Raw genomic sequence first — 18,674 nt, 5'->3', positions numbered from 1 at the left:
AATCGCGTAACCGTCATGCGCTGCCAAATCAGCACCACAGTCTATTAGATATTTAACAACGTCATAATGGCATCTTAATCCGGCATGAAATATAGGACGCCATTCGTATTTGTCGTCTTGGTTGACCAGACGAGGGTCCTGCTCAACGATTTTCTTTACAACATCGAGGTCCCCGTTGGCTGCCGCGTCATGAATTGAACCGAGTTCCATACTTATTCTCCATGTGTTAGGTTAATTGTGTTTTCATTTTCGCGCAGCCATCCGGTCAAAGGCACTCGGAGGCTGGCGAACTTTCCAATTATTCATTATTGTATTTACATTGGCTTGGCACGGCTGCATTGAGTCAATTTCCAGATCATACTCGGTAAAACTGTGTATGACTTGATAGTCCGTTCGAGCCTCCCCGATTCGCCGATCTCCCCTTTCACGCTCCCTGCGCTCAAGCTCAGGAAGCGGGCAGTGTATGCCAACAAAGAATACATCCAAACCGGCGAGTAATTGCACCAGATCCAACATCCACATCTCATTTTCAATAATATGATCGACAATAAGATTGTTACCTGCCTCAACCAAAACTGGCAGACACCGATGGAATCCATCAAAAACAGCAGGTCTCATCGTTTGCCAATCGATTTCACGGCTGAGAATACGTGCCATTGGTAGAACATTGGAATCACGGAGGTGGTCAAACGAAAAGTGCCAAAATGGGATTGGCAGTTTTTGCTGTAGTTGACGGGCAAGTGTTGATTTTCCGGAACTAGACGCGCCGTTGATGAGGATAATTTTCCCAAGTTCACAAGTGGTATTCATGAGATAGGTATTAATCTAACTGACAGCCTTTCAAATAGAGAATGTCGTGCATACGCAGTTTTATGAGTCAATCCAATATCACCAAATTCCCATTTCATATTGGAACATGACAAAGCACATTAGCCGAGCGCGTTTACCACAGCGTCGCCGATCTGTGAGGTTGTGGCTTGACCACCGAGATCCGGTGGAAGGGTTTTGCCTGCCTCGACGACCTTTAGGACCGCTGCATCTATCGTTTCTGCCGCTTTTAACTCACCGATGAAGCGCAACATCATCGAACCGGAGATAATTGCTGCCAATGGATTCGCGATGCCCATCCCCATGATGTCCGGAGCACTTCCGTGAACAGGCTCGAACATTGATGGGAATCGACGTTGCGGGTCGATATTGCCGCTCGGAGCCAGCCCCATGCTTCCGGTAATAATCGCGCCGATGTCCGTGAGGATATCCCCAAACAGATTACTGGCGACGACCACATCAAAGTCCTCTGGTCTCCGCACGAAATCCATACAGGCTGCGTCCACAAGCAACGATTCCGTCTCTATATCGGGATACTCCCCAGCCACTCGCTCGAAGGCTGTATCCCATACAATCATGCCGTAGCCTTGTGCGTTCGACTTGGTGATCGAAGTGACTTTGCGTTTCTTATCTCGTGCCCGAGCTTGCTCGAAGGCATAAGTGATAATCCGCTCGCAGCCGTGGCGAGTAAATACGCCAACCTGCACGCCGATCTCTTCAGGGAATCCTTGGTATTGAAACCCACCAACGTTGGCATACTCCCCCTCTGTGTTCTCTCTTATCACCACGAGATCAATCTCCCAAGCCTCCTTGTCCTTGAGCGGTGTACTAATGCCGGGATAGAGAACGCTCGGTCGCTCACAGACGTACTGATCAAATCTACGTCGGATTGGCAACAGGAGCCCATTGAGCGCAATGTGGTCTTGGATGTCGGGGTGTCCGACTGCCCCAAGATAAATCTGGTCGAACTCCGCAAGGGTATCAAGAGCATCCGCTGGCATCATGTGCCCATGCTTGAAATAGTAGTCTGAACCCCAAGGGAATTCTACAAAGTCCCATTTGATGTCATACCTGTCAGCGATAGCGTTGAGGACCTTGATGCCTTCCTCTATCACTTCAATCCCGATTCCGTCTCCTCGAATTACCGCAATTTTGTATTCAGCCATATTTTCCTTTCTATAAACCATAAATTTTCATCAATCTATTTTCGCTCGGCGTGTTACTACACATTTTAATCCTCACAAACTAAGTCTTCAGGATTTTTGTTAAAGTTTAAGCCGAATTGATGGCAATTGTCAAGTGCTATTGTTGACTGCAGAAATTATATCATTTTAGACGTTGCACAAGATGAAGTTCTATGATATGCTTTCAATAGCAAAAAAGAGGATTGGAAATCAGATCAACTTCTGACGCTAAAGCAAAGGAGAAACCGATGCCAAATACTCAAGAAATTGGATGGAATGCTGTTAGTAAAACTGGAGCCGTTGCTGCCGGTGGGGCAAAAGCCGTTGCGGCAGGAATCGAAATTCTGGAAGCGGGCGGAAATGCGGCGGACGCAGCGGCGGGGACGATCCTCGCGCTCAATGTCACAGATCACGGTGCCTGTTCTATCGGGGGTGAGGTCCCACTCCTTATCTTCAACGCGGAAAAGCGGGAAGTGAAATCACTCTCCGGACAGGGGCGAGCACCGCTCTCGCAAACCGCCATTGATTGGTATATGGAAAACGGTATCCCGAATGGCGACATCAAAATGGCACCCGTGCCATCGGTTGTTGATTTGTGTACAACCACCCTCAAGTTGTATGGCACGAAGACGTTTGAAAACATCGTCACACCGACACTCGCACTGCTTGATACTAGTGAGGCGGACTGGCATTCTGACTTGGCGGTCACTTTGCGTCGGATGGTCGAGTCGGAACAGAAAACATCTGGGAGCCGTGAAGAAAAAATCCAAGCCGCAAGCGATCGGTTTTACGGACGGAACGGTGCTGATACCGATATTGCCGATGCCTTGGAAGGTTTTTACATTGACAAGGGTGGGTTTCTCCGTAAGTCAGACCTCGCTGCCCATGTTACGCTTGTTGAAGACCCCGTATCGGTGGATTACCGAGGGTATACGGTGCACAAGTGCGGGACTTGGACGCAAGGTCCTTATCTCTGCCAAGCACTGCGTTTATTGGAAGGTTTCGATCTCAAAGCGATGGGTAACGCCTCGGCAGACTATGTGCATGTGGTTACGGAAGCACTCAAACTGGCGATGGCTGATCGCGATGCCTATTACGGCGACCCGGAGTTTGTGGATGTTCCGTTATCCAAGCTGCTTTCGGATGCCTATACTGAGATCCGCCGACCATTGATTGATATGCAGAAGGCATCACACGAAGCCAGACCCGGTGATGTGGATAACATGGAGCCATTAAAACCGGGCGGTGTCTTTCGACCTGGCGTAGGTGGAACAACGACCTGTGCAGTTGCTGACCGGTGGGGGAATGTCGTCGCTGCGACACCGAGTGCTAATGTCTATCACGCAGGCGGTATGGTCGGACCGACAGGTGTCAGTTATGGTAACCGCTTACGAAGTCTCAACACAACGCCAGGGCATCCGAACTGTATCCAGCCCGGAAAGCGTCCGAGAATTACGCTCACCCCGACACTGATTCTTAAGGACGGTGCTCCAATTTTAGCAATTAGCGTTGCAGGCGGAGACTTGCAAGATCAAGCGACGATGAATTTACTGCTCGATTTCGTTGAGTTCGGCATGCTACCGGAAGATGCTGTTACAGCCCCACGCTTCGCCACTGCCCATCACGAAGATTCGTTCGATCCGAACCCGAACCGTGCACAAACATTCGGGCAAGCGGGTTCGTTGACTATCAACGACAGTGTGAGTGAAAACGTCAGGGAAGAACTTGGTAATCGCGGGCATCAACTTAGGGCACATGGAGGTGCCATTGCTGCGCCTTCCATGATCCATATTGACAAAGATAGTGGGACATTCTATGCTGCTGGTGATCCAGCTGCTGGAAGACACGCGGCGGGTTTAGCGTAAAAATGATAGTGTTTTCTATCTTTTTTTGTCATGAAACTTTTTATTACTTTGCTACTTCTTTTATTACTGGTATATGTATTAAAAAAGTGGCCTAATAAATGACAGTGTAGCATCAACCTTCTGTCTGCTGCCAATTTTCAAAACGTTGCTGCAACGCTCTGAAAAACCTTCGGAAGGATCTATCGCTTTGCTCCAAATGTTGGAGATCCATTGCATTGACGAGATCTGCGATATGTTCAATACCCCCTAAAAGCGGGATCACGCCTGCGTCATGAATCGCTTGTAGGAGAAGACGCTTGTAGCGATCACGGTCACATTTCCGCTGAGGAACCGAGCAGCCGCCACCAAATACCGTCTTGAACGCCTCCGCATCGAGAAGGAGCCATCGCTCGATATACGGTTTCGGAATCATACTGATAACGCGATCCGCCAAATTGGAGGTTGCCTGATTGATTTCTTTTTCCCGCTGCAAAAATCCCTTGCTATTACTATCCGTACCTACGATGATGAGATCTGGTAGATCCTCACCGTTGTGTTGCAAATCCTGTTGATACTGCTTCAATTCCGTAATAACGGCTTCATGTCCACCGCGGACACCGGAGACTTTAATCTTGATGTCGCCCGCATTAGCAACCCGCTGAACCAGTGCCACGAGAAAATCCTCATGGACTGCATCCTCAACGAACAGACTGATATTATGCATCAAAATCCCCCCGTAAGATACGTTCAGAAGGAGATAGCACGCTTTCATCCTCCAGCACATCCTCAATATCCACCCGCTTCCATAGCGGTCCAAGATACATCATAGTAAAGGGTTCAATTTCTGTTTTGCCATCAACTTTACGACAAACGTACACAGACTCAGGAGGGATAAGATCCGGCAAAAGCGTTGAATGTGTTGTCACAATGAACTGGATATCTTCAAGAAGCATGCGAGTTTCCAAAAACCGAGCAATGCGCCGAATCCTACGCGGATGAACGCCGTTTTCCGGTTCCTCAAAGCCTACCAACGCTGGCGATTTTTCGGCACCAACGAGTGCTAAAAACCCTAAAATCCGGAGTGTCCCCTCCGATAAACCCCGTGCCGAAACACGTTTTTCGCCTTCACACAGATTCAATTCCACTTCGCCTGACACATTGACACCAACCTCAATGCCTGTTATAGAAGGAATCATAGCATGGAGAGATTTCTCAATGGATTCAAACTGTCGCGGATTGAGACCTCGCAAAGTATTAAGAAAGGCCGCGAGATCTTCCCCCATCAACCCAATATGGTGAACTTCCTTAACAGGACTTGGGAGCCGCATGCGTTCACGCGGTTCAAAATAGAAGGTAAACCAACTCGCCAATTCCTGCCGCATCGCAACCAAATGAGGATGATGAGGGGGATAATGCGCCATTGAAAGGATACTATAATTGAGACCTCGCTCATAGTGGGCTGGACGCGCTTGCCCTTCCATCCGCAGATGCAGCTGATTGCCAACCCGTTCTAAGAACGGCTTGCGTTTTTGACTTAAGCCACCTGTGGTATTAAGCGCAGCGAGATACTCGTTCGCGACCCGCAATGTCCCCAACTTGGGGAGCATCTCAATCTCAATCCGATACCGAAGATTTCGCGAACGCACGGTAGGTGGCGACCGCCTTGAAACAGATTCATCTTCATCCAGTGGTACCGGTCTCATCTTCTGAATTTGCTGATTGACATTCTCAACGATCTTGGGAGAAAGTTGAACATCTACCTCTATACTAAATGATACTGTTTCCTGTTCCAAGAGGCTCTTGATGCCTTCCCTTCCAAAAGTGAACGACTCCAGCGCGTGTCCTCGGTAAGGCGGGTCAAATGCTTCTTTCAGGGTCCGGCTGGCGGCTACGCGCGATAGGAGGTGTAAAGCATCAAGGAAATTGCTCTTTCCTGAAGCGTTGGGACCGACGAGTACAGCAAGGTGCTCAAAGTTTACCTCAAGATCCACGAGTGATTTATACCCTTGAATTTTGATTCGCTTCAGCATAGGAATGTGCCTCCTTTTAATATCCGAGACCCCGCAGATATTCTCGGTTTACGACTGCGGCTTCGGCTGCTGGACGCGGCGGATACGGACGATCAAGTTCGACAGAAACCCATCCGTCATAACCAACGGCTTCGAGTCCTTCAAGTGCGGCTTTAACATCAAGTCCGAGGTTTCCGGCACCAAGTTCCGCGAAACGTGCCTTCTCACCGAAGCGTTGCGTTCTGTAATCCCATGTTCCTGGGTCATCGGCGTGGCAGTCCTTGAGATGAACATGCCCAATCCGATTCTGTAAATTTTCGCTCTCAAAGACTTGCATCGGATCGCTCCCCGCAGCGAGCATGTGTCCTGTGTCAAACAGCAACCAGAGACTCGGTGCTGCTGCCAAGAGGCGTTCAGCATCATCAACTGTCTCAAGCATCGTGCCAAGATGTGCGTGGTGGAAGCCTTTGATATTGTGAGCGTCACAATACGCGAGCATGTCATCTAACGTTCGGGCAGCATTCTCGAAATCCTCATCGCTTGGATCCGGTCCACCCCATTCTGAACGCCTCAACGACGGCACTTCAGCAGCATTGTTGCCGAGGGTGATGTTGAACTTAACCCTGTCGAGTCCAGCACCACCGGCATTGACGATATGAAGTCCGAGACTCCGGGCAAGCGTCGCCATTTCAACGAGGCCGTCTGCGCCTTCAAAAGGAACACTTTCAACGCCTTCCCAACCGGCATCTGCTACCTCTCGTAACACTTTTTCTGGATTTTCTTGCTGCTCCCCACCAAATTGGATGAGGTGGCAAGCAAATTTCAATTTGCTCATCAACATGTCTCCTTACTTATCCGACTGATAAATATAATGTCTTGCCAAGCACTTTTGCGTACTTTCCTAAAGTTGACAATCTGACATTTTCCGCATGGTTCTCCATTCTTGAGATAGCAGACTTCTTGGTATTCAACTTTTGCGCCACCTCTTCCTGAGTTAAACCCGCCTCCTCTCTGGCTTGCCGAAGGAGAACTCCGATCTTGAATTCCAAATAACCAGTTTCGTAATTCTCGGTAAATTCAGGGTCTCTGGCTTTACGTTTTTGGACATACTGGTTTAAATCGCTCATCGTTTTTTTGGTAGATAAATGTCAGACTTTCCATACATAGCACTCCGCTGGAGTGCAAGACATTGAGCATCCCATCCTCTATAGATATAACACTCCGCTGGAGTGTAGAAACCAATCATGCCCTGAATTTACGTCAGAAGAACTATATCGGATTGAATGACTCTAAACAGTGAGATTGAATCAATCTTATTATTTCAAGACCTACTATTATTGAGTGCTGTTAAGGATAGCTGCTGGTTGGGGTTTTGATACAACCACATCTCCATGTTCTTCTTAACAGCAACCCATTCACTGTCCAACATCGAATACCAAGCAGTATCCCTATTTCGACCTTTTACGATTATATGCTGTCTGAAGATACCTTCAAACTTAAAGCCGAGTCGCAGTGCGGCTGCTCGAGACTTTTCATTCAGAGAATCGCATTTCCATTCGACACGACGGTATTTCAGTTTATCGAAAGCCTCACAGAGCATTAGGTATATGGCTTCTGTATTCACGTTCGATCGCTGGGAATCCGGTGAATACCAAATATGTCCGAGTTCCAGTCGTCGCATGTCTGAAACGATGTTCAGGAAACTTACCATACCAACCCGTTGCTTCGATTCAAGATGATGGACGGTAAAGAAGAGGGGATCCTCCGATCTCGCTCCTTCTTCAAGCCACTTATGCATGTCGTGTGTGCTATCAAAGGGACCGTAACTCATGTAGGTCCAGATTTGCTCCTTTACATCCGATCCGTGAGAGCATTCATAGAGTTCCGCAACATCGGTTTGTGGATTGATTGGTGATAGTGAAATAAATTTACCCTCATAGTCCGTCCTTTGAGGCAAGTCAACACGCGCAATTGGTTGAACGATATTTCCGACTTGGAGAGACGATTGTGCCATAGTCATCCTTTTTGTGTTTGTTATTATGCAATGGGTGCATTCAGGGTGCCGGTCGTCTGACTGTTTCATCAAAGTAAGCTGCGTTCGGATCGTCAATCCAATCGCAAACCCAACCGAGTTCCTTTAGTCCATTTTGAACAATTGGTAACGTCCCCCGTAATTCTTTCACCGGTGTCCAGTCACGCCAGTTCTGGTCGGCTGGCGGATCAAGAAAGTCTCCGATGCCATTCACAGCGCGTTGAATTGATGGATACACCATTGCACCCAATCGTGTCTGTTTAGCTGCTTCAACCACCCATTTTTCATAGGGAAACGGTTGTCTCTCAGCAACACAGCATATTTTACAGAGGTACTCAATAACGTTTCCAACCGCAACAAATGCCGTTTCCACCTTATTTCGAGCTGCCATAGCCAAGGGACCGCGCTGCGAGAAGTAATACTTGCCGAACATCCACTTCAACTTGCGCTCCGCGATCGCAGGCGGATACACGCAATAGCGATCCTTCAATTCCTCAGCAGTACTTGAACAACCGTAGAGAGTTCGTGAAGTCGCAATAACCCACATCATCTCATCTGGATACATTTCCAACCACGCCCGCAGGTCACTTTCATCATAAAATGACCAGTGTGCCTCAAAATCACCTCGATCAACGAAGAGTTGCCAACTTTGTTCATAGGTCTCTCGATCTTCATCGGAAAGGTGACGCTTATCGCCAATGATACACAGGTCAAGATCCGACCATCCATCGGTGAAACCAGCGGCACGACTCCCAATCAACATAAGGACAGCACGCTCACCCATTCGTTGGCAAAAATCTACAGCACGATCAACAAACTGTTGATCCTCTGGATTGAAACAGATGTCTTCACTCATTCAAACACCTCCCGGAACGACTTTTCATTAATCGATCACTGTTTTTCTAATCGGCTAACATTTGGATGTACTTTTTACCCATTTCATTATATCGTCAACCACTTCGTTATGAATAGACTCGGATTTATCGCCGCAATGTTTGAAGAACCCGTGATCACAGTCAAGGTAATTTTTATATGTGAGATTATCTTTTCCTCGTCTGACCAAATCCGCAACGAAATAATCGGAGCCAATTGCATTCTCGTCTAAGGAGCCGATACCGAGAAAAATAGGAATCGTAATTGTGGCCAAGTTTTGAAGCGATGCGTCGAAACAATACGATGCCCAACGCTTATATGTATGTCCATAGAACTCTTCAAACGATTCTGGGTTGGCACGGATGTCTCTATATTTTGAAATAAGCCAATCGTATTTCTCAACAAACTCCTGCCTTGAGATTTTTCCAGAGTTGAGTTGTCTTCGTAGACTAATGAATGCGTCGAATAGACCGTGGGCAGCAGAAAAACCCAGAAGCGCAAGATGAGTCACATTGGAGTTTGTGGCTGCGACCCCTGCTGCGACATCGGAACCTTCCGAATGTCCAATAACAACAATTTCATTTTCATCGTACAGGTTGTTCGCAGATTTCAAGTAGCTGATGACATGATCTACATCATTGACCCGTCTGGAGAGCGTTGCATGTTCAATATATTCCTGACTCACTCCCGCGCAGCCGTGGAAACCCTTGAAATCTCCCAATTGAACGCCTCGTTTTTCTATGCCAATGACATGCCAATCCTCTACAAGATGCCCAAGTGCGCCAAACAGAAGTGGTGTATAGCACTTTCCATCTTTCTCTGAGAAAAATGAATTGGCACCCGATCCTTGCAAGAGAAAGATGATCGGTTTTTTTCGCAATTCTACAGCTTTATCACGGCGTAGATAGCAGCTGATAAGACTGTCATCCTCACGAGGCACCTCAAATTTCAGGAAGTTGTAGGCATTAATAGGTATCATCTTTTATTTTTTATCGTGCAGCTTTCTGAGTTCAGGATTTAAACGAAATCCTGCCTCACGTCTTTGAGCGAAGTCTTCCCACGTAGCATCACATTGAATAAAATGTTTCAAAACCTCTTTGGCACCACGAACAACTGGTGATCCGTGACCGAAGCACATAAGGTCAAATTCAAAATGTAGCAGCACTTTGAGAGACAAGCGGGCTTTGTCAAGATCCACCAGATATTCAGGCGCGTTAAATCCCACTTTTCCATCCGGAATGCCGCTGTCCTTTCTGCCACCACTGATGAGATCGCCGATGATCAGTGCACCTTTGTGATTTTTTAAGTAGAAACAGACCTCTTCGCGATGCCGGACATTCGGTACACGCACAACTTCAAGGAAATCCCAAAGCATATCTCTGTCCGCGAACGTGTCGTCAAAAGTAAATTCGACCTCATCTACCTGATTTTCATGGACTAAAACCTGGCAGTCCCATTTTTGCTTGAATTCTCTCAAACTTCTCGCGTGATAGGCACAGGTTAGCATTAGATGCGTTGGACCGCCAAGTTCGTCAATTTGTTGAATCTGACTTGCTGAGAGTGGAAGCGGATATATCAATGCCCGGATGCTGTTGCTCTCGTCTTGCACTAAAAAACTATTCCAGTTGTACGCTTGATTCCGCGACGCGCCGTGAACTTCCACCCAAGTAAACAGCTGCGGGGTCAGTTTAGTCAACATCTCTATCTCTTTTGAGTAGCCCCCAAGTCGTCGCAGCTTTATCTAACGGCGACACACTCAAGACCTGCTCCATATCTTGCTGAATCTCCTCCTCAGTCAGAACACGGTTATAGATAACAAATTCATCAAGCTTCCCGCCATAGGGCCACGGACCATCGAGGCGATTGCCGAACCAGTGATCTGATTGAGAAACCGGAATTTCGCCTTCCAGTTTATACGTATTATCAAGTTTGCCGTTGATATAAAGCCGAAGCTCCTTATCAAACTCGTAAACTGCGGCGACGTGCGACCACTTATCGGTCGGAATCTCGTTCTTTGCACTGTTCCATGTCCGTCCGCCAGCACCGGGGCATCCCATCCACACGGACGGTCTACCTTGATGGATACTGAGATAATACGTGTGAGGTCCCGCCTGACCACGGACATTACGATAATCGCCGACACTTTCTGGGTATACCCATACCTCCATCGTCAAATTCTTGGTAATCGCCAGACTATCAGATGCTGGAGCGGCGACGACACCCTTCTGAATCTGCTCATCAAAAAACACACCTGCATTGATCTTCCCGTCTTTCTCCCATTTGGCATTGGCTTCGAGCGTGCCGTGATTCCCTTTGCCGCTCAGGTCTTCAACCTCTTTTCCCTTACCTTCATCAAACGAGTAGTAAAGGACCATTGCATCGTCCTCAATTGCGGTGCTCACAAAGGGAAATATGAAAACGAATGCCACGCTCAGAATATAAATAACTGTTCGTCTCACTTTGAACCTCCATATTTACGGAGAATAAAAGAATTGAATATCCAGCCTTCACGAGGCTCTAATCGCCGATAATACTCCAACCTAAATGATCGCTGGAGGACTTCAAGAAGTGCCTCTGTCTTCCAGAAGGAGAAAAACCGTTTCGGCTCATATCTATCGTGTTCCCAGATACCCTCAAAGTCTTGGTCTCCCCATAGACCGAGATACATTAAGCCGTTTTCATTGAGCCGTCTTGAAATTAAACGCAAAACCTGATCAATATTGCGCTTCGGTATATGCAGGAGGCAATTCATGGTATAGACTGCATCGAAACATTCGTTAATTTCACCGAGATCATAGCAATCCAAGACTTGCGCAGACACCCCCTTTTCAGCAGTGAGTTTCACCATTGCTGGTGTGTTGTCCACCGCCAAAACTCTGAATCCTTGAGATTGAAAAAACTGAGCATCCTGACCGGGACCACACCCGATTTCAAGGAGCGTCTCCCGTCTTTCAGCCTTCAAGAACTTTAGAAACTCGGATCGCTCTTGTACCTTGAATGCGTCAGGCGAGTGCAATGCTCTTTCATGGGCGTACTTTTCGTAGGTCTTAACGAGTGTGTCAGTGAACCGCATCATGTTGGCAAACTCCGCTGTCGTATTTCAACTGACACTTTGACCGTCAAGCCAATGTCAACAACCACCAATAGGTAGCGGCGCATCAATGTCAATTTTATAGATTTTCCGTCGTGCGACACACGGGATAGGCGGTGCTATGTGCCGCACATTTGACAGTTCCCAACAGACATAGCCAGGGATCCAATCTATCCCTTGCGATTCGGCTTCTTCACGTGTCCATTCGTGAACGCCGGTAATGTCGGCGATTGCGCGTGCCAGCCCGTTGGGGTCTTCCTGTCCTTCCTCGGTCAAGTAAATCTCATTTTCCACAAGCACGAGATTGAGAAAAGGAATCTTCGGCGGCAGCCACCGTCGTATTTCGACGACCTTCTTCCCCGCAACAATACGCTGCACGGATGGTGAAACGATGGACAGTGCATTAACTATCAAAACTGACTTACTGCCAAGCGTCGTCTGGCGGGTAAATGTTGGAACTTCCGCCGCCTGCGCCTTTAAAATCGCTCTCAGCGAACCAGTCTTTGACGGTATCCCGCCACTTAATGAAGTGTGGGGCTTTCAGATGCTCTTGGAACGCTGCCTCGTCTGTATAGACTTCATAAAGCCATATCCGATTCGGATCGGCACCGTCTTGAATTATATCAAATCTCAGACAGCCGGGTTCATCCGCAACGGAACCTTTTGCATCGTCTATCATAGCTTCAATGAACGCATCTCGATGACCTTCTTTAATCTGAATCGGTGCAATGATAACAAACATAATCTCTCTCCTTTTTTAGACATTAGGGATCAATTCCCCTTTTAATGCCGCAGCCTATCATAACAGGGGATAGTTGTCAAATTCAAAATTGGAATCTTATGCGGAGGCTACCGTCAACGCCCTCAGTTTATCTACATCCAATTCGACACCGAGTCCGGGTCCTTCGGGTGGATAGAGATGGCTGGCTTCTGCTCGGATGCGTTCCTGCGCTGGTGATGCCGTATAGAGGACGGGTCCCATTGGGTCGCATGGTAGGGTAAGGTTCGGCATTGAAACACCAACGTGGATTTGTGCGGCTGTCCCAAGCGTCGATTCTTGGTCCGTGCCGATCAGACATTCGATTCCAGCCGCTTCCGCCAACGCAAACAGCCGACGGATATGGGTCGGACCTCCGGCTACACACGCTACGTTGAAGATAGTGCAAGCACCGCGTTCGGCTGCTTCATACCCAGATCCCAAACTACCAATGTGTAGACTCACAGGTAAATCCATACGTTTGGTGAACTCTGCACACACTTGTAGGTCTCGTGAGGGCTGTTCAAAATGGTAGGGGGTGTGATGCCGAAGGACATCGGCGTAACGCAGCGCGGTCTCCCAGTCATTGAAGCGACCAGAACAGTCGAGTTGTTTGAGTTTAATCTGCTCGCCAAATCTGGACTTCATTTCAGTCAGAAACCGGTCATCCAAGGCACTATCGCCGGATATATAATAACGGAAGAGATGGTGTCCGAGATCTATCAATCGTTGCAGATAGCCCGCGGTCTTCTCAAAATCCTCTTTTACCTGCCATCCGAAGATTGGATAGCAGCAATAGACGCTGTCTCGCATTTTGCCGCCGAGCATTTGGTAAGCGGGTACGCCCTGGACCTTGCCGTTCAGGTCATAAAGTGCGAGATCAATGGCGGAAGCGAGGTGTAGATTGCTAACCGTGCTACCGAAATTCTGTGCCCGTAGGAACTCGTTGATCTCTGTGATACGGGTGGCATCACGTCCGATGAGTAAATCGTTGTAGTGTTTGGTCACTGCGCCTAAATCGTCAGCCTTGCTGTCCGAGGCTTCGCCTAACCCGACGGGACCGTCGTCTACATGGACTTTGACGATAACATGCCCTGATATGTGACCGTAATAACGCGGGGTCTCAATCTGGAATGTCTCAATCTTTGTGATTTTCATTCTGTCTCCCGAAAGTCAAGAACGGCTTCATAATGTTTGGTTACTTGCCCGTTGTACCTCGTCTCAATAAGATTAACAATCCCTTCAAACAGCAGATTTCTATTCTCGTCCGGTAATGCGATATGATCCGAATAGGTGCTGAGGAGCTTGATGTATTGCTCAGATGAATACGTTTGCGTCCATGGATAGACGCGTTTAATTGGATCTTCAAAGGCTTCCACACCCGGAAAACTCGTAGCATACGTAGGGCGGTCAGCGATTAGTGGTAGGTAATACCTATCATACAAGCTCTGGGTTTCCACAAAGAAGCCTTCGTCCTTCCGCACATGTTGGTTTGAGAAAACAGCGAGGGAACCACCTGATTCAAGTGCCTCGGACGCTCTCAGGTATCTTACTTTCGGATCCACCCAATGAAAGGCGGTGGCAGAAATAACAAGATCAAACATCCCTTCAGATTTCCACGCCTCAAATGCTTGTTCCACAAACGAAACATTTGGAAATTCCCTTAACTTTTCTCTCGCAACGGCAATCAGGTCAGCACCGATGTCCAAACAGACCATTTCGTATCCGCGTTCTGCAAAGGATCGGGTCGCTTTTCCAGTTCCACAGCCGACTTCAAGGATTCTGCTGTGTTCTGTGAGAGCGGATAGATTGATTACATCCTGAACTAATTCCTTGGGGTATCCTGGGCGTACCTCCGCGTAGAGATGTGCAGTGGTATTGAATGTGGTCCTAAATTTGGTATCCAGCATATTCTCCCCTTTTGATTTTATATAGAATCAGGGTTATACATTCAATTATATCAGATTTTACAATTAACGAATATACCATAAAGCGTCATATTAGTCTACCTTGTTTCGTGCGGTCTGCCATAACCACCACAACACTGCTGGAATAAGGGGTAGAGCTACCATCGCCCATAAGATAACTTGAATTTGAAATCGATCTAACAGCAATCCGATAATTGCTGTACCGACACCTCCTATGAGGGTATAGAGGGCGAGTTCAGCACCAAAGATTCTGCCTCGGATCTCGTTTGGGACGGATTTGAACAGCAGTTGTGTTGAGAAAACCCATACAATCCCGTTCCCTAAGCTCCGAATAGCTCCGCCGAGCAGTACTGTTGTTAGAGTAAAAAGAGGAGCGGTAAGAGCAAGTCCGAATATCGTAATTATGTAGCCGAAGGTAATGCCGATTCAAAGTCGTGTGTTCTGATCCCTAGTCCAACGCCGTGCAAGGATAGGTCCGATCCCACCACCAATACCATTCATACAGTACATCATTCCTAAACTCAATACCCCGCCAACACCGATAGTAAAGTAGTTTTTGGCGATTTCTACCTGTAGAACTTGAAATCCTGGAACTATTGCCGCTTTATGCATCGCGATGAAGAGGACATCAGGATGTCGAAGCATGTAACGCAACGCCGATAACTTTGCTTGGGTAGAATTTCCCTTTGTTGTAGATGGTGAATTGGATAGTTTAATTTTAAGCAGAACGAAGGCTGAAATGAGGAAGGTTAATCCGTCTATAATAAATGCGGTATGAATACCAAAGATTCCTGTTGTGAAACCACCGATGGCAGCTCCGAGTGCATACATGACTGCCCAGGTTGCAGCACCGAAAGCGTTGGCAGTACCAAGTTCTCGTGGGGAAGTAATGTCTGGTAGGATTGCACTACGGGCAGGACTGAAGAAACCGCTAACACTGAACAGAAGGGTCGCGAGGGTATAGAGTAGCCAAATGTCGCTCTCTTCTTGCACGAAAAGAAAGCCGAAAACGATGAAGCTGCGTGTAACATCGGTGATGATTAATATGTGTTTCCGGTTGTAGCGGTCTGTGCATATCCCGGCGACAGGGGCAATGACGAAAGGTGCTAACATTCGGATTGCGAATAAGATACCTACTGCGAATCCAGAACCACTGAGTTGGGCAGCTAATGTTGCTGAGGCGATGAGGTTAAACCAGTCGCCGAGGAGACTGACCACCTGTCCGTACCAGAGATACCGAAAGTTAGGATTGCAGTGGATGAGTTCAAAATATCCAACCGGTTTTCCCGTGTCCGGCTCGTTCTCTCCTGCGGACTTTATTGAAGGAGATTTCTGTTTAGACATCAGATGTCTTTCTAGTTAGGCAGAATGGGAGTTGATTGTTTTTGAGAGTTAGTAGTGTTGACCGAATGTTGCTAACGTCAGAACTTATTTTTCTCTAAAAACTAACCCACACAGAGCAGAATTCTTCAGTAAATCCATATTAACTCTGGGGATTCGAAGTAAGAAATGCCCATAGGGACCTGGATGCCGGATTTGTCTGCATCCGGTTCCAATTTTCCTTGACGATAACTTTGTAGCATTAATAACCGATAGTACGCGCAGAATTAGGGTCCCTAAGTCAAACAGATTTTCATGGTTTACCTCCGTTTATTGCATTTTGGAATAGGGTATTATGAGACTCTAAAGATTAGTTTTCGAGTTCAGACCAATTGCTGCCAAGATTTTTTTGATTCCATATGCGTTAACTGCATCCGAATGCGATTGCTAATATCCAGTCATAAGATCTGTAGAAATCTGTGTATAAAGGACTTGGTTTCAGCTTGGTGATAACACCGGATACTGTGCCCTAGGACCGGTTTCACTAATGTTTTTTGAATTTTGTTGAGAGCGGTTTATGGGTTCCACCAATAAGTCATTTTAGCAACAAGCGTAGAATCTACAAAGTCTACCCTTTCTCCTTGGGTATCGTATACTTGGTTGAAAACGAGGTAGAAGTTGCTACCCGGACGGTAGATATAGTTTAACAAAAAGTTCGTAGATATAAGGTTTTGATCGCTGTTCCATTGGGCGAAAAGTCTGGCAAAAAGAGCGGTGGAGAAGGAATAGGCAACATGAGCTCCGAAAACATTGGCATCAAATATTTTATTTTCGAGTATGACGCGGTTAAATTCATACTGCGGTTGAAAACGGAAACGCCCACTTGGTCTAAAGTCAGCGACGATCTCAAAACCACGTCTCTCGCCGTTAAAAAAATCCCCAAAATTCACAGCAAACAAACCAGAAATCTTTTTGCTGTTATCAGTAGATATAAGAGCCTTGAAGGCAGTAAAATTATACTTTCCAGTCGGAATAATAATACTCTCGCGGATCTCAAAATCCTCACAGAGACGGTCAAAAGTCCGCTGGATCTGGCAAGTAAACTGCTTAAACACCTTTCCGCTTTCAAATTCACCTCCGGTAACGAATCTGAGGTCTCTGGTTTCTAATTCATTGTTTCGATTGAGAATAAAACTGGACTCTGGTCCTGTCCAGATTCGACGAATCCCGAATCTACCGAGTAGGAATGTATAAAGGATTTCGCCGCGGATACGCCGGATCCCTCTCCGCCAAACGAATCCGGTTTCTGGGTTAAAGTTCTTACTTATGTCTGTATATGATCCGATAACACGAAAATTATTAGTTTCCGATGTGCCTCCGAAGTACAAAGCGTCTTGTTCTCCTGCCACATCTTCTTCAAAGGTGCGTGCCCATAGCCCGCGAAGACTTAGACTATTGATGGGCCGATACACGAAATCAAATCCACCTGCCCGGTTGTAAGTATCGGCATCCTGTTTATTGATAGCAATCATACCAACAGTTGAGCCTTTAAAAAGATCCCGTGTCATACGGAACGCGGAGTAGTTTGTGCGTGGTATATCAGTTCCTTCTGCCTGAAATTTATCGGTAAATACGTTTAGCAGACCTACCCCATAAGACCCGATTTTTCCTGTGATCTTGCCCCCGGTAAGGATCGGAATAGCATGCCCATCTTGAATCCCGATGCGACGACTGTAAAAAAGCAACAAAGGAGGCGGCTGGCGAAAACCAGTGCGTGGAATACCGAAATCAAACAAGGCTGCGCTTTCTAAGAAGAAGGGGCGCTTCTCGGGGAAGAAGAGACTGAAACGTGTTAAGTTCACTTGCTCCTGATCAGCTTCGACTTGGACAAAATCGGTGTTGAAGGTGGCATCTGCTGTTAGATTCGAGGTCAAACTGTACTTGATATCCAATCCGGTATCAAACAGAACATTTGTTTCATTGTATGCCTTTCTTTGACTCACCCCTGGCAAGACATAAGGCAGTAGTTCCAGATGTGTTTGTGGCACAATATTTTCTAAGCCAATCAAACGACCCAGGTTGGCTGTGCGATAAATTGCTCGCCATCTGTAGGCACTAGGCACCGGAACCCAAGTTCCTTTTTCATAATTGCGTTGGATGTTCCGCCCAAAATTTACCCCCCAAACTATATCGTTGCTCTTTTTAAAGCGGAGTTGGCTGAAAGGAATAGCGATCTCCGCTCTCCAATCGCTCTCATTGATTTTGGTGCGACATTCCCAGACAGTATCCCAGTTCTCGTTTCGACTGTCTCCATTGTCCATCACGGCAATATCTTCCATCGCTCCTAACGGGTTGACGCGAAAGAAAAATCCGCTTCGTTGGTCGTTGTAGGTATCAAGAAACAGAAATACGTAGTCATTGCGAAACAAGGGAGCGTCACGGCGCATTTCATTAGCTACCATTTTAGACAGGTCGTTGTCATAACAGATAAAGCCGAAGTAGATGTATTTATCATCATAAAGCACTTTAACTTCTGTTGATTGCGTCATTGGTGCCCCTTCGTCCGGTTCATATTGGACAAAATGATTAATTTGTTGTGCTTTTTGCCAATCTGCTTCGGCGAGTTCACCGTCGATTTTGATGTCTGTGAAAGTTCGATATGCTTTGATCCGATATTCTATCGGTTCGGTGTCCGCCGAGAGAAAGTGTGAAAATAACAACCAGCAGATAAATTGAAAAAAACAGCATATTCGTATCCTATGCCAAAGATTGCAATAATTAGTCATAAAGGGTTCCTTTACTGATTGA

General features: G+C 47.0%; 20 protein-coding genes. 1 reads left to right on the top strand and 19 read right to left on the bottom strand.

The window, feature by feature from the left end; genetic code table 11:
• The 3 genes from OXH00_12525 to OXH00_12515 form a co-directional block, all read right to left on the bottom strand.
• A partial coding sequence (locus tag OXH00_12525; protein ID MCY3741838.1) for an ankyrin repeat domain-containing protein occupies nucleotides 1–210 on the bottom strand: 210 nt, incomplete at its 3' end.
• Nucleotides 211–243: 33 nt separating this feature from the next.
• Complete coding sequence (locus tag OXH00_12520; GenBank protein MCY3741837.1) at nucleotides 244–810, bottom strand: AAA family ATPase; 567 nt, start codon at nucleotides 808–810, stop codon at nucleotides 244–246.
• A gap of 119 nt (nucleotides 811–929) precedes the next feature.
• On the bottom strand, nucleotides 930–1,994 hold the full coding sequence (locus tag OXH00_12515) for a 3-isopropylmalate dehydrogenase (protein ID MCY3741836.1): 1,065 nt from the start codon (nucleotides 1,992–1,994) through the stop codon (nucleotides 930–932).
• Nucleotides 1,995–2,260: 266 nt separating this feature from the next.
• On the opposite strand from OXH00_12515, the gene OXH00_12510 reads away from it, so the two are divergent.
• Nucleotides 2,261–3,877, top strand: a complete 1,617-nt coding sequence (locus tag OXH00_12510) for a gamma-glutamyltransferase (protein MCY3741835.1) — start codon at nucleotides 2,261–2,263, stop codon at nucleotides 3,875–3,877.
• A gap of 112 nt (nucleotides 3,878–3,989) precedes the next feature.
• Here the strand turns inward: OXH00_12510 and OXH00_12505 are convergent, their stop codons facing one another.
• From OXH00_12505 to OXH00_12430, 16 genes are all read right to left on the bottom strand, one after another.
• Complete coding sequence (locus tag OXH00_12505) at nucleotides 3,990–4,580, bottom strand: DUF4276 family protein (GenBank protein ID MCY3741834.1); 591 nt, start codon at nucleotides 4,578–4,580, stop codon at nucleotides 3,990–3,992.
• A complete protein-coding gene (locus OXH00_12500; protein ID MCY3741833.1) occupies nucleotides 4,573–5,886 on the bottom strand; it encodes an AAA family ATPase in 1,314 nt (437 codons plus the stop codon). The genes OXH00_12505 and OXH00_12500 overlap by 8 nt, the downstream gene beginning before the upstream one ends.
• A gap of 16 nt (nucleotides 5,887–5,902) precedes the next feature.
• The gene (locus tag OXH00_12495; GenBank protein MCY3741832.1) at nucleotides 5,903–6,700 is read right to left on the bottom strand and encodes a sugar phosphate isomerase/epimerase; all 798 of its coding nucleotides are present in this window, start codon (nucleotides 6,698–6,700) and stop codon (nucleotides 5,903–5,905) included.
• A 16-nt stretch (nucleotides 6,701–6,716) separates the two neighbouring features.
• Nucleotides 6,717–6,992: a helix-turn-helix transcriptional regulator gene (locus tag OXH00_12490; protein ID MCY3741831.1), complete on the bottom strand. Its 276-nt coding sequence runs from the start codon at nucleotides 6,990–6,992 to the stop codon at nucleotides 6,717–6,719.
• A 194-nt stretch (nucleotides 6,993–7,186) separates the two neighbouring features.
• On the bottom strand, nucleotides 7,187–7,879 hold the full coding sequence (locus tag OXH00_12485; protein MCY3741830.1) for a GNAT family protein: 693 nt from the start codon (nucleotides 7,877–7,879) through the stop codon (nucleotides 7,187–7,189).
• A gap of 40 nt (nucleotides 7,880–7,919) precedes the next feature.
• On the bottom strand, nucleotides 7,920–8,753 hold the full coding sequence (locus tag OXH00_12480) for a nucleotidyltransferase domain-containing protein (protein ID MCY3741829.1): 834 nt from the start codon (nucleotides 8,751–8,753) through the stop codon (nucleotides 7,920–7,922).
• A gap of 54 nt (nucleotides 8,754–8,807) precedes the next feature.
• Nucleotides 8,808–9,749 carry a hypothetical protein gene (locus OXH00_12475; GenBank protein MCY3741828.1) on the bottom strand — a complete coding sequence of 314 codons (942 nt, stop codon included), beginning with the start codon at nucleotides 9,747–9,749 and terminating at the stop codon, nucleotides 8,808–8,810.
• A 3-nt stretch (nucleotides 9,750–9,752) separates the two neighbouring features.
• Nucleotides 9,753–10,469 (bottom strand): hypothetical protein, encoded by a 717-nt coding sequence (locus tag OXH00_12470; GenBank protein ID MCY3741827.1) that lies wholly within the window; start codon nucleotides 10,467–10,469, stop codon nucleotides 9,753–9,755.
• Nucleotides 10,459–11,229: a LamG domain-containing protein gene (locus tag OXH00_12465; protein MCY3741826.1), complete on the bottom strand. Its 771-nt coding sequence runs from the start codon at nucleotides 11,227–11,229 to the stop codon at nucleotides 10,459–10,461. Before OXH00_12465 ends, OXH00_12470 begins: the two co-directional genes overlap by 11 nt.
• Nucleotides 11,226–11,846: a class I SAM-dependent methyltransferase gene (locus OXH00_12460; protein ID MCY3741825.1), complete on the bottom strand. Its 621-nt coding sequence runs from the start codon at nucleotides 11,844–11,846 to the stop codon at nucleotides 11,226–11,228. Before OXH00_12460 ends, OXH00_12465 begins: the two co-directional genes overlap by 4 nt.
• Before the next feature lie 54 nt (nucleotides 11,847–11,900).
• Entirely contained in the window at nucleotides 11,901–12,275 is a 375-nt protein-coding gene (locus tag OXH00_12455) for an ASCH domain-containing protein (protein MCY3741824.1), read from the bottom strand.
• A gap of 7 nt (nucleotides 12,276–12,282) precedes the next feature.
• Nucleotides 12,283–12,603 (bottom strand): putative quinol monooxygenase, encoded by a 321-nt coding sequence (locus OXH00_12450; GenBank protein ID MCY3741823.1) that lies wholly within the window; start codon nucleotides 12,601–12,603, stop codon nucleotides 12,283–12,285.
• Nucleotides 12,604–12,699: 96 nt separating this feature from the next.
• Nucleotides 12,700–13,776, bottom strand: coding sequence for a hypothetical protein (locus tag OXH00_12445; protein MCY3741822.1), 1,077 nt, complete (start codon nucleotides 13,774–13,776; stop codon nucleotides 12,700–12,702).
• The gene (locus OXH00_12440) at nucleotides 13,773–14,528 is read right to left on the bottom strand and encodes a class I SAM-dependent methyltransferase (protein MCY3741821.1); all 756 of its coding nucleotides are present in this window, start codon (nucleotides 14,526–14,528) and stop codon (nucleotides 13,773–13,775) included. The genes OXH00_12445 and OXH00_12440 overlap by 4 nt, the downstream gene beginning before the upstream one ends.
• A 444-nt stretch (nucleotides 14,529–14,972) precedes the next feature.
• Nucleotides 14,973–15,890, bottom strand: a complete 918-nt coding sequence (locus tag OXH00_12435) for an MFS transporter (protein ID MCY3741820.1) — start codon at nucleotides 15,888–15,890, stop codon at nucleotides 14,973–14,975.
• 551 nt (nucleotides 15,891–16,441) lie between these two features.
• On the bottom strand, nucleotides 16,442–18,652 hold the full coding sequence (locus OXH00_12430; GenBank protein MCY3741819.1) for a DUF5916 domain-containing protein: 2,211 nt from the start codon (nucleotides 18,650–18,652) through the stop codon (nucleotides 16,442–16,444).
• Nucleotides 18,653–18,674: the final 22 nt, after the last annotated feature.

It is taken from the genome of Candidatus Poribacteria bacterium (genome assembly GCA_026706025.1).
Classification (GTDB): Bacteria; Poribacteria; WGA-4E; order WGA-4E; family WGA-3G; genus WGA-3G.
Note: the sequence above shows the minus strand (reverse complement) of the source record. Positions and strands in the feature narration are given on the sequence as shown.

Coding starts and splice junctions, on each gene's coding strand:
- OXH00_12520 (MCY3741837.1), bottom strand. CDS start 810: ATGAATACCACTTGTGAACTTGGGAAAATTATCCTCATCAACGGCGCG.
- OXH00_12515 (MCY3741836.1), bottom strand. CDS start 1,994: ATGGCTGAATACAAAATTGCGGTAATTCGAGGAGACGGAATCGGGATT.
- OXH00_12510 (MCY3741835.1), top strand. CDS start 2,261: ATGCCAAATACTCAAGAAATTGGATGGAATGCTGTTAGTAAAACTGGA.
- OXH00_12505 (MCY3741834.1), bottom strand. CDS start 4,580: ATGCATAATATCAGTCTGTTCGTTGAGGATGCAGTCCATGAGGATTTT.
- OXH00_12500 (MCY3741833.1), bottom strand. CDS start 5,886: ATGCTGAAGCGAATCAAAATTCAAGGGTATAAATCACTCGTGGATCTT.
- OXH00_12495 (MCY3741832.1), bottom strand. CDS start 6,700: ATGAGCAAATTGAAATTTGCTTGCCACCTCATCCAATTTGGTGGGGAG.
- OXH00_12490 (MCY3741831.1), bottom strand. CDS start 6,992: ATGAGCGATTTAAACCAGTATGTCCAAAAACGTAAAGCCAGAGACCCT.
- OXH00_12485 (MCY3741830.1), bottom strand. CDS start 7,879: ATGGCACAATCGTCTCTCCAAGTCGGAAATATCGTTCAACCAATTGCG.
- OXH00_12480 (MCY3741829.1), bottom strand. CDS start 8,753: ATGAGTGAAGACATCTGTTTCAATCCAGAGGATCAACAGTTTGTTGAT.
- OXH00_12475 (MCY3741828.1), bottom strand. CDS start 9,749: ATGATACCTATTAATGCCTACAACTTCCTGAAATTTGAGGTGCCTCGT.
- OXH00_12470 (MCY3741827.1), bottom strand. CDS start 10,469: ATGTTGACTAAACTGACCCCGCAGCTGTTTACTTGGGTGGAAGTTCAC.
- OXH00_12460 (MCY3741825.1), bottom strand. CDS start 11,846: ATGATGCGGTTCACTGACACACTCGTTAAGACCTACGAAAAGTACGCC.
- OXH00_12450 (MCY3741823.1), bottom strand. CDS start 12,603: ATGTTTGTTATCATTGCACCGATTCAGATTAAAGAAGGTCATCGAGAT.
- OXH00_12445 (MCY3741822.1), bottom strand. CDS start 13,776: ATGAAAATCACAAAGATTGAGACATTCCAGATTGAGACCCCGCGTTAT.
- OXH00_12440 (MCY3741821.1), bottom strand. CDS start 14,528: ATGCTGGATACCAAATTTAGGACCACATTCAATACCACTGCACATCTC.
- OXH00_12435 (MCY3741820.1), bottom strand. CDS start 15,890: ATGTCTAAACAGAAATCTCCTTCAATAAAGTCCGCAGGAGAGAACGAG.
- OXH00_12430 (MCY3741819.1), bottom strand. CDS start 18,652: ATGACTAATTATTGCAATCTTTGGCATAGGATACGAATATGCTGTTTT.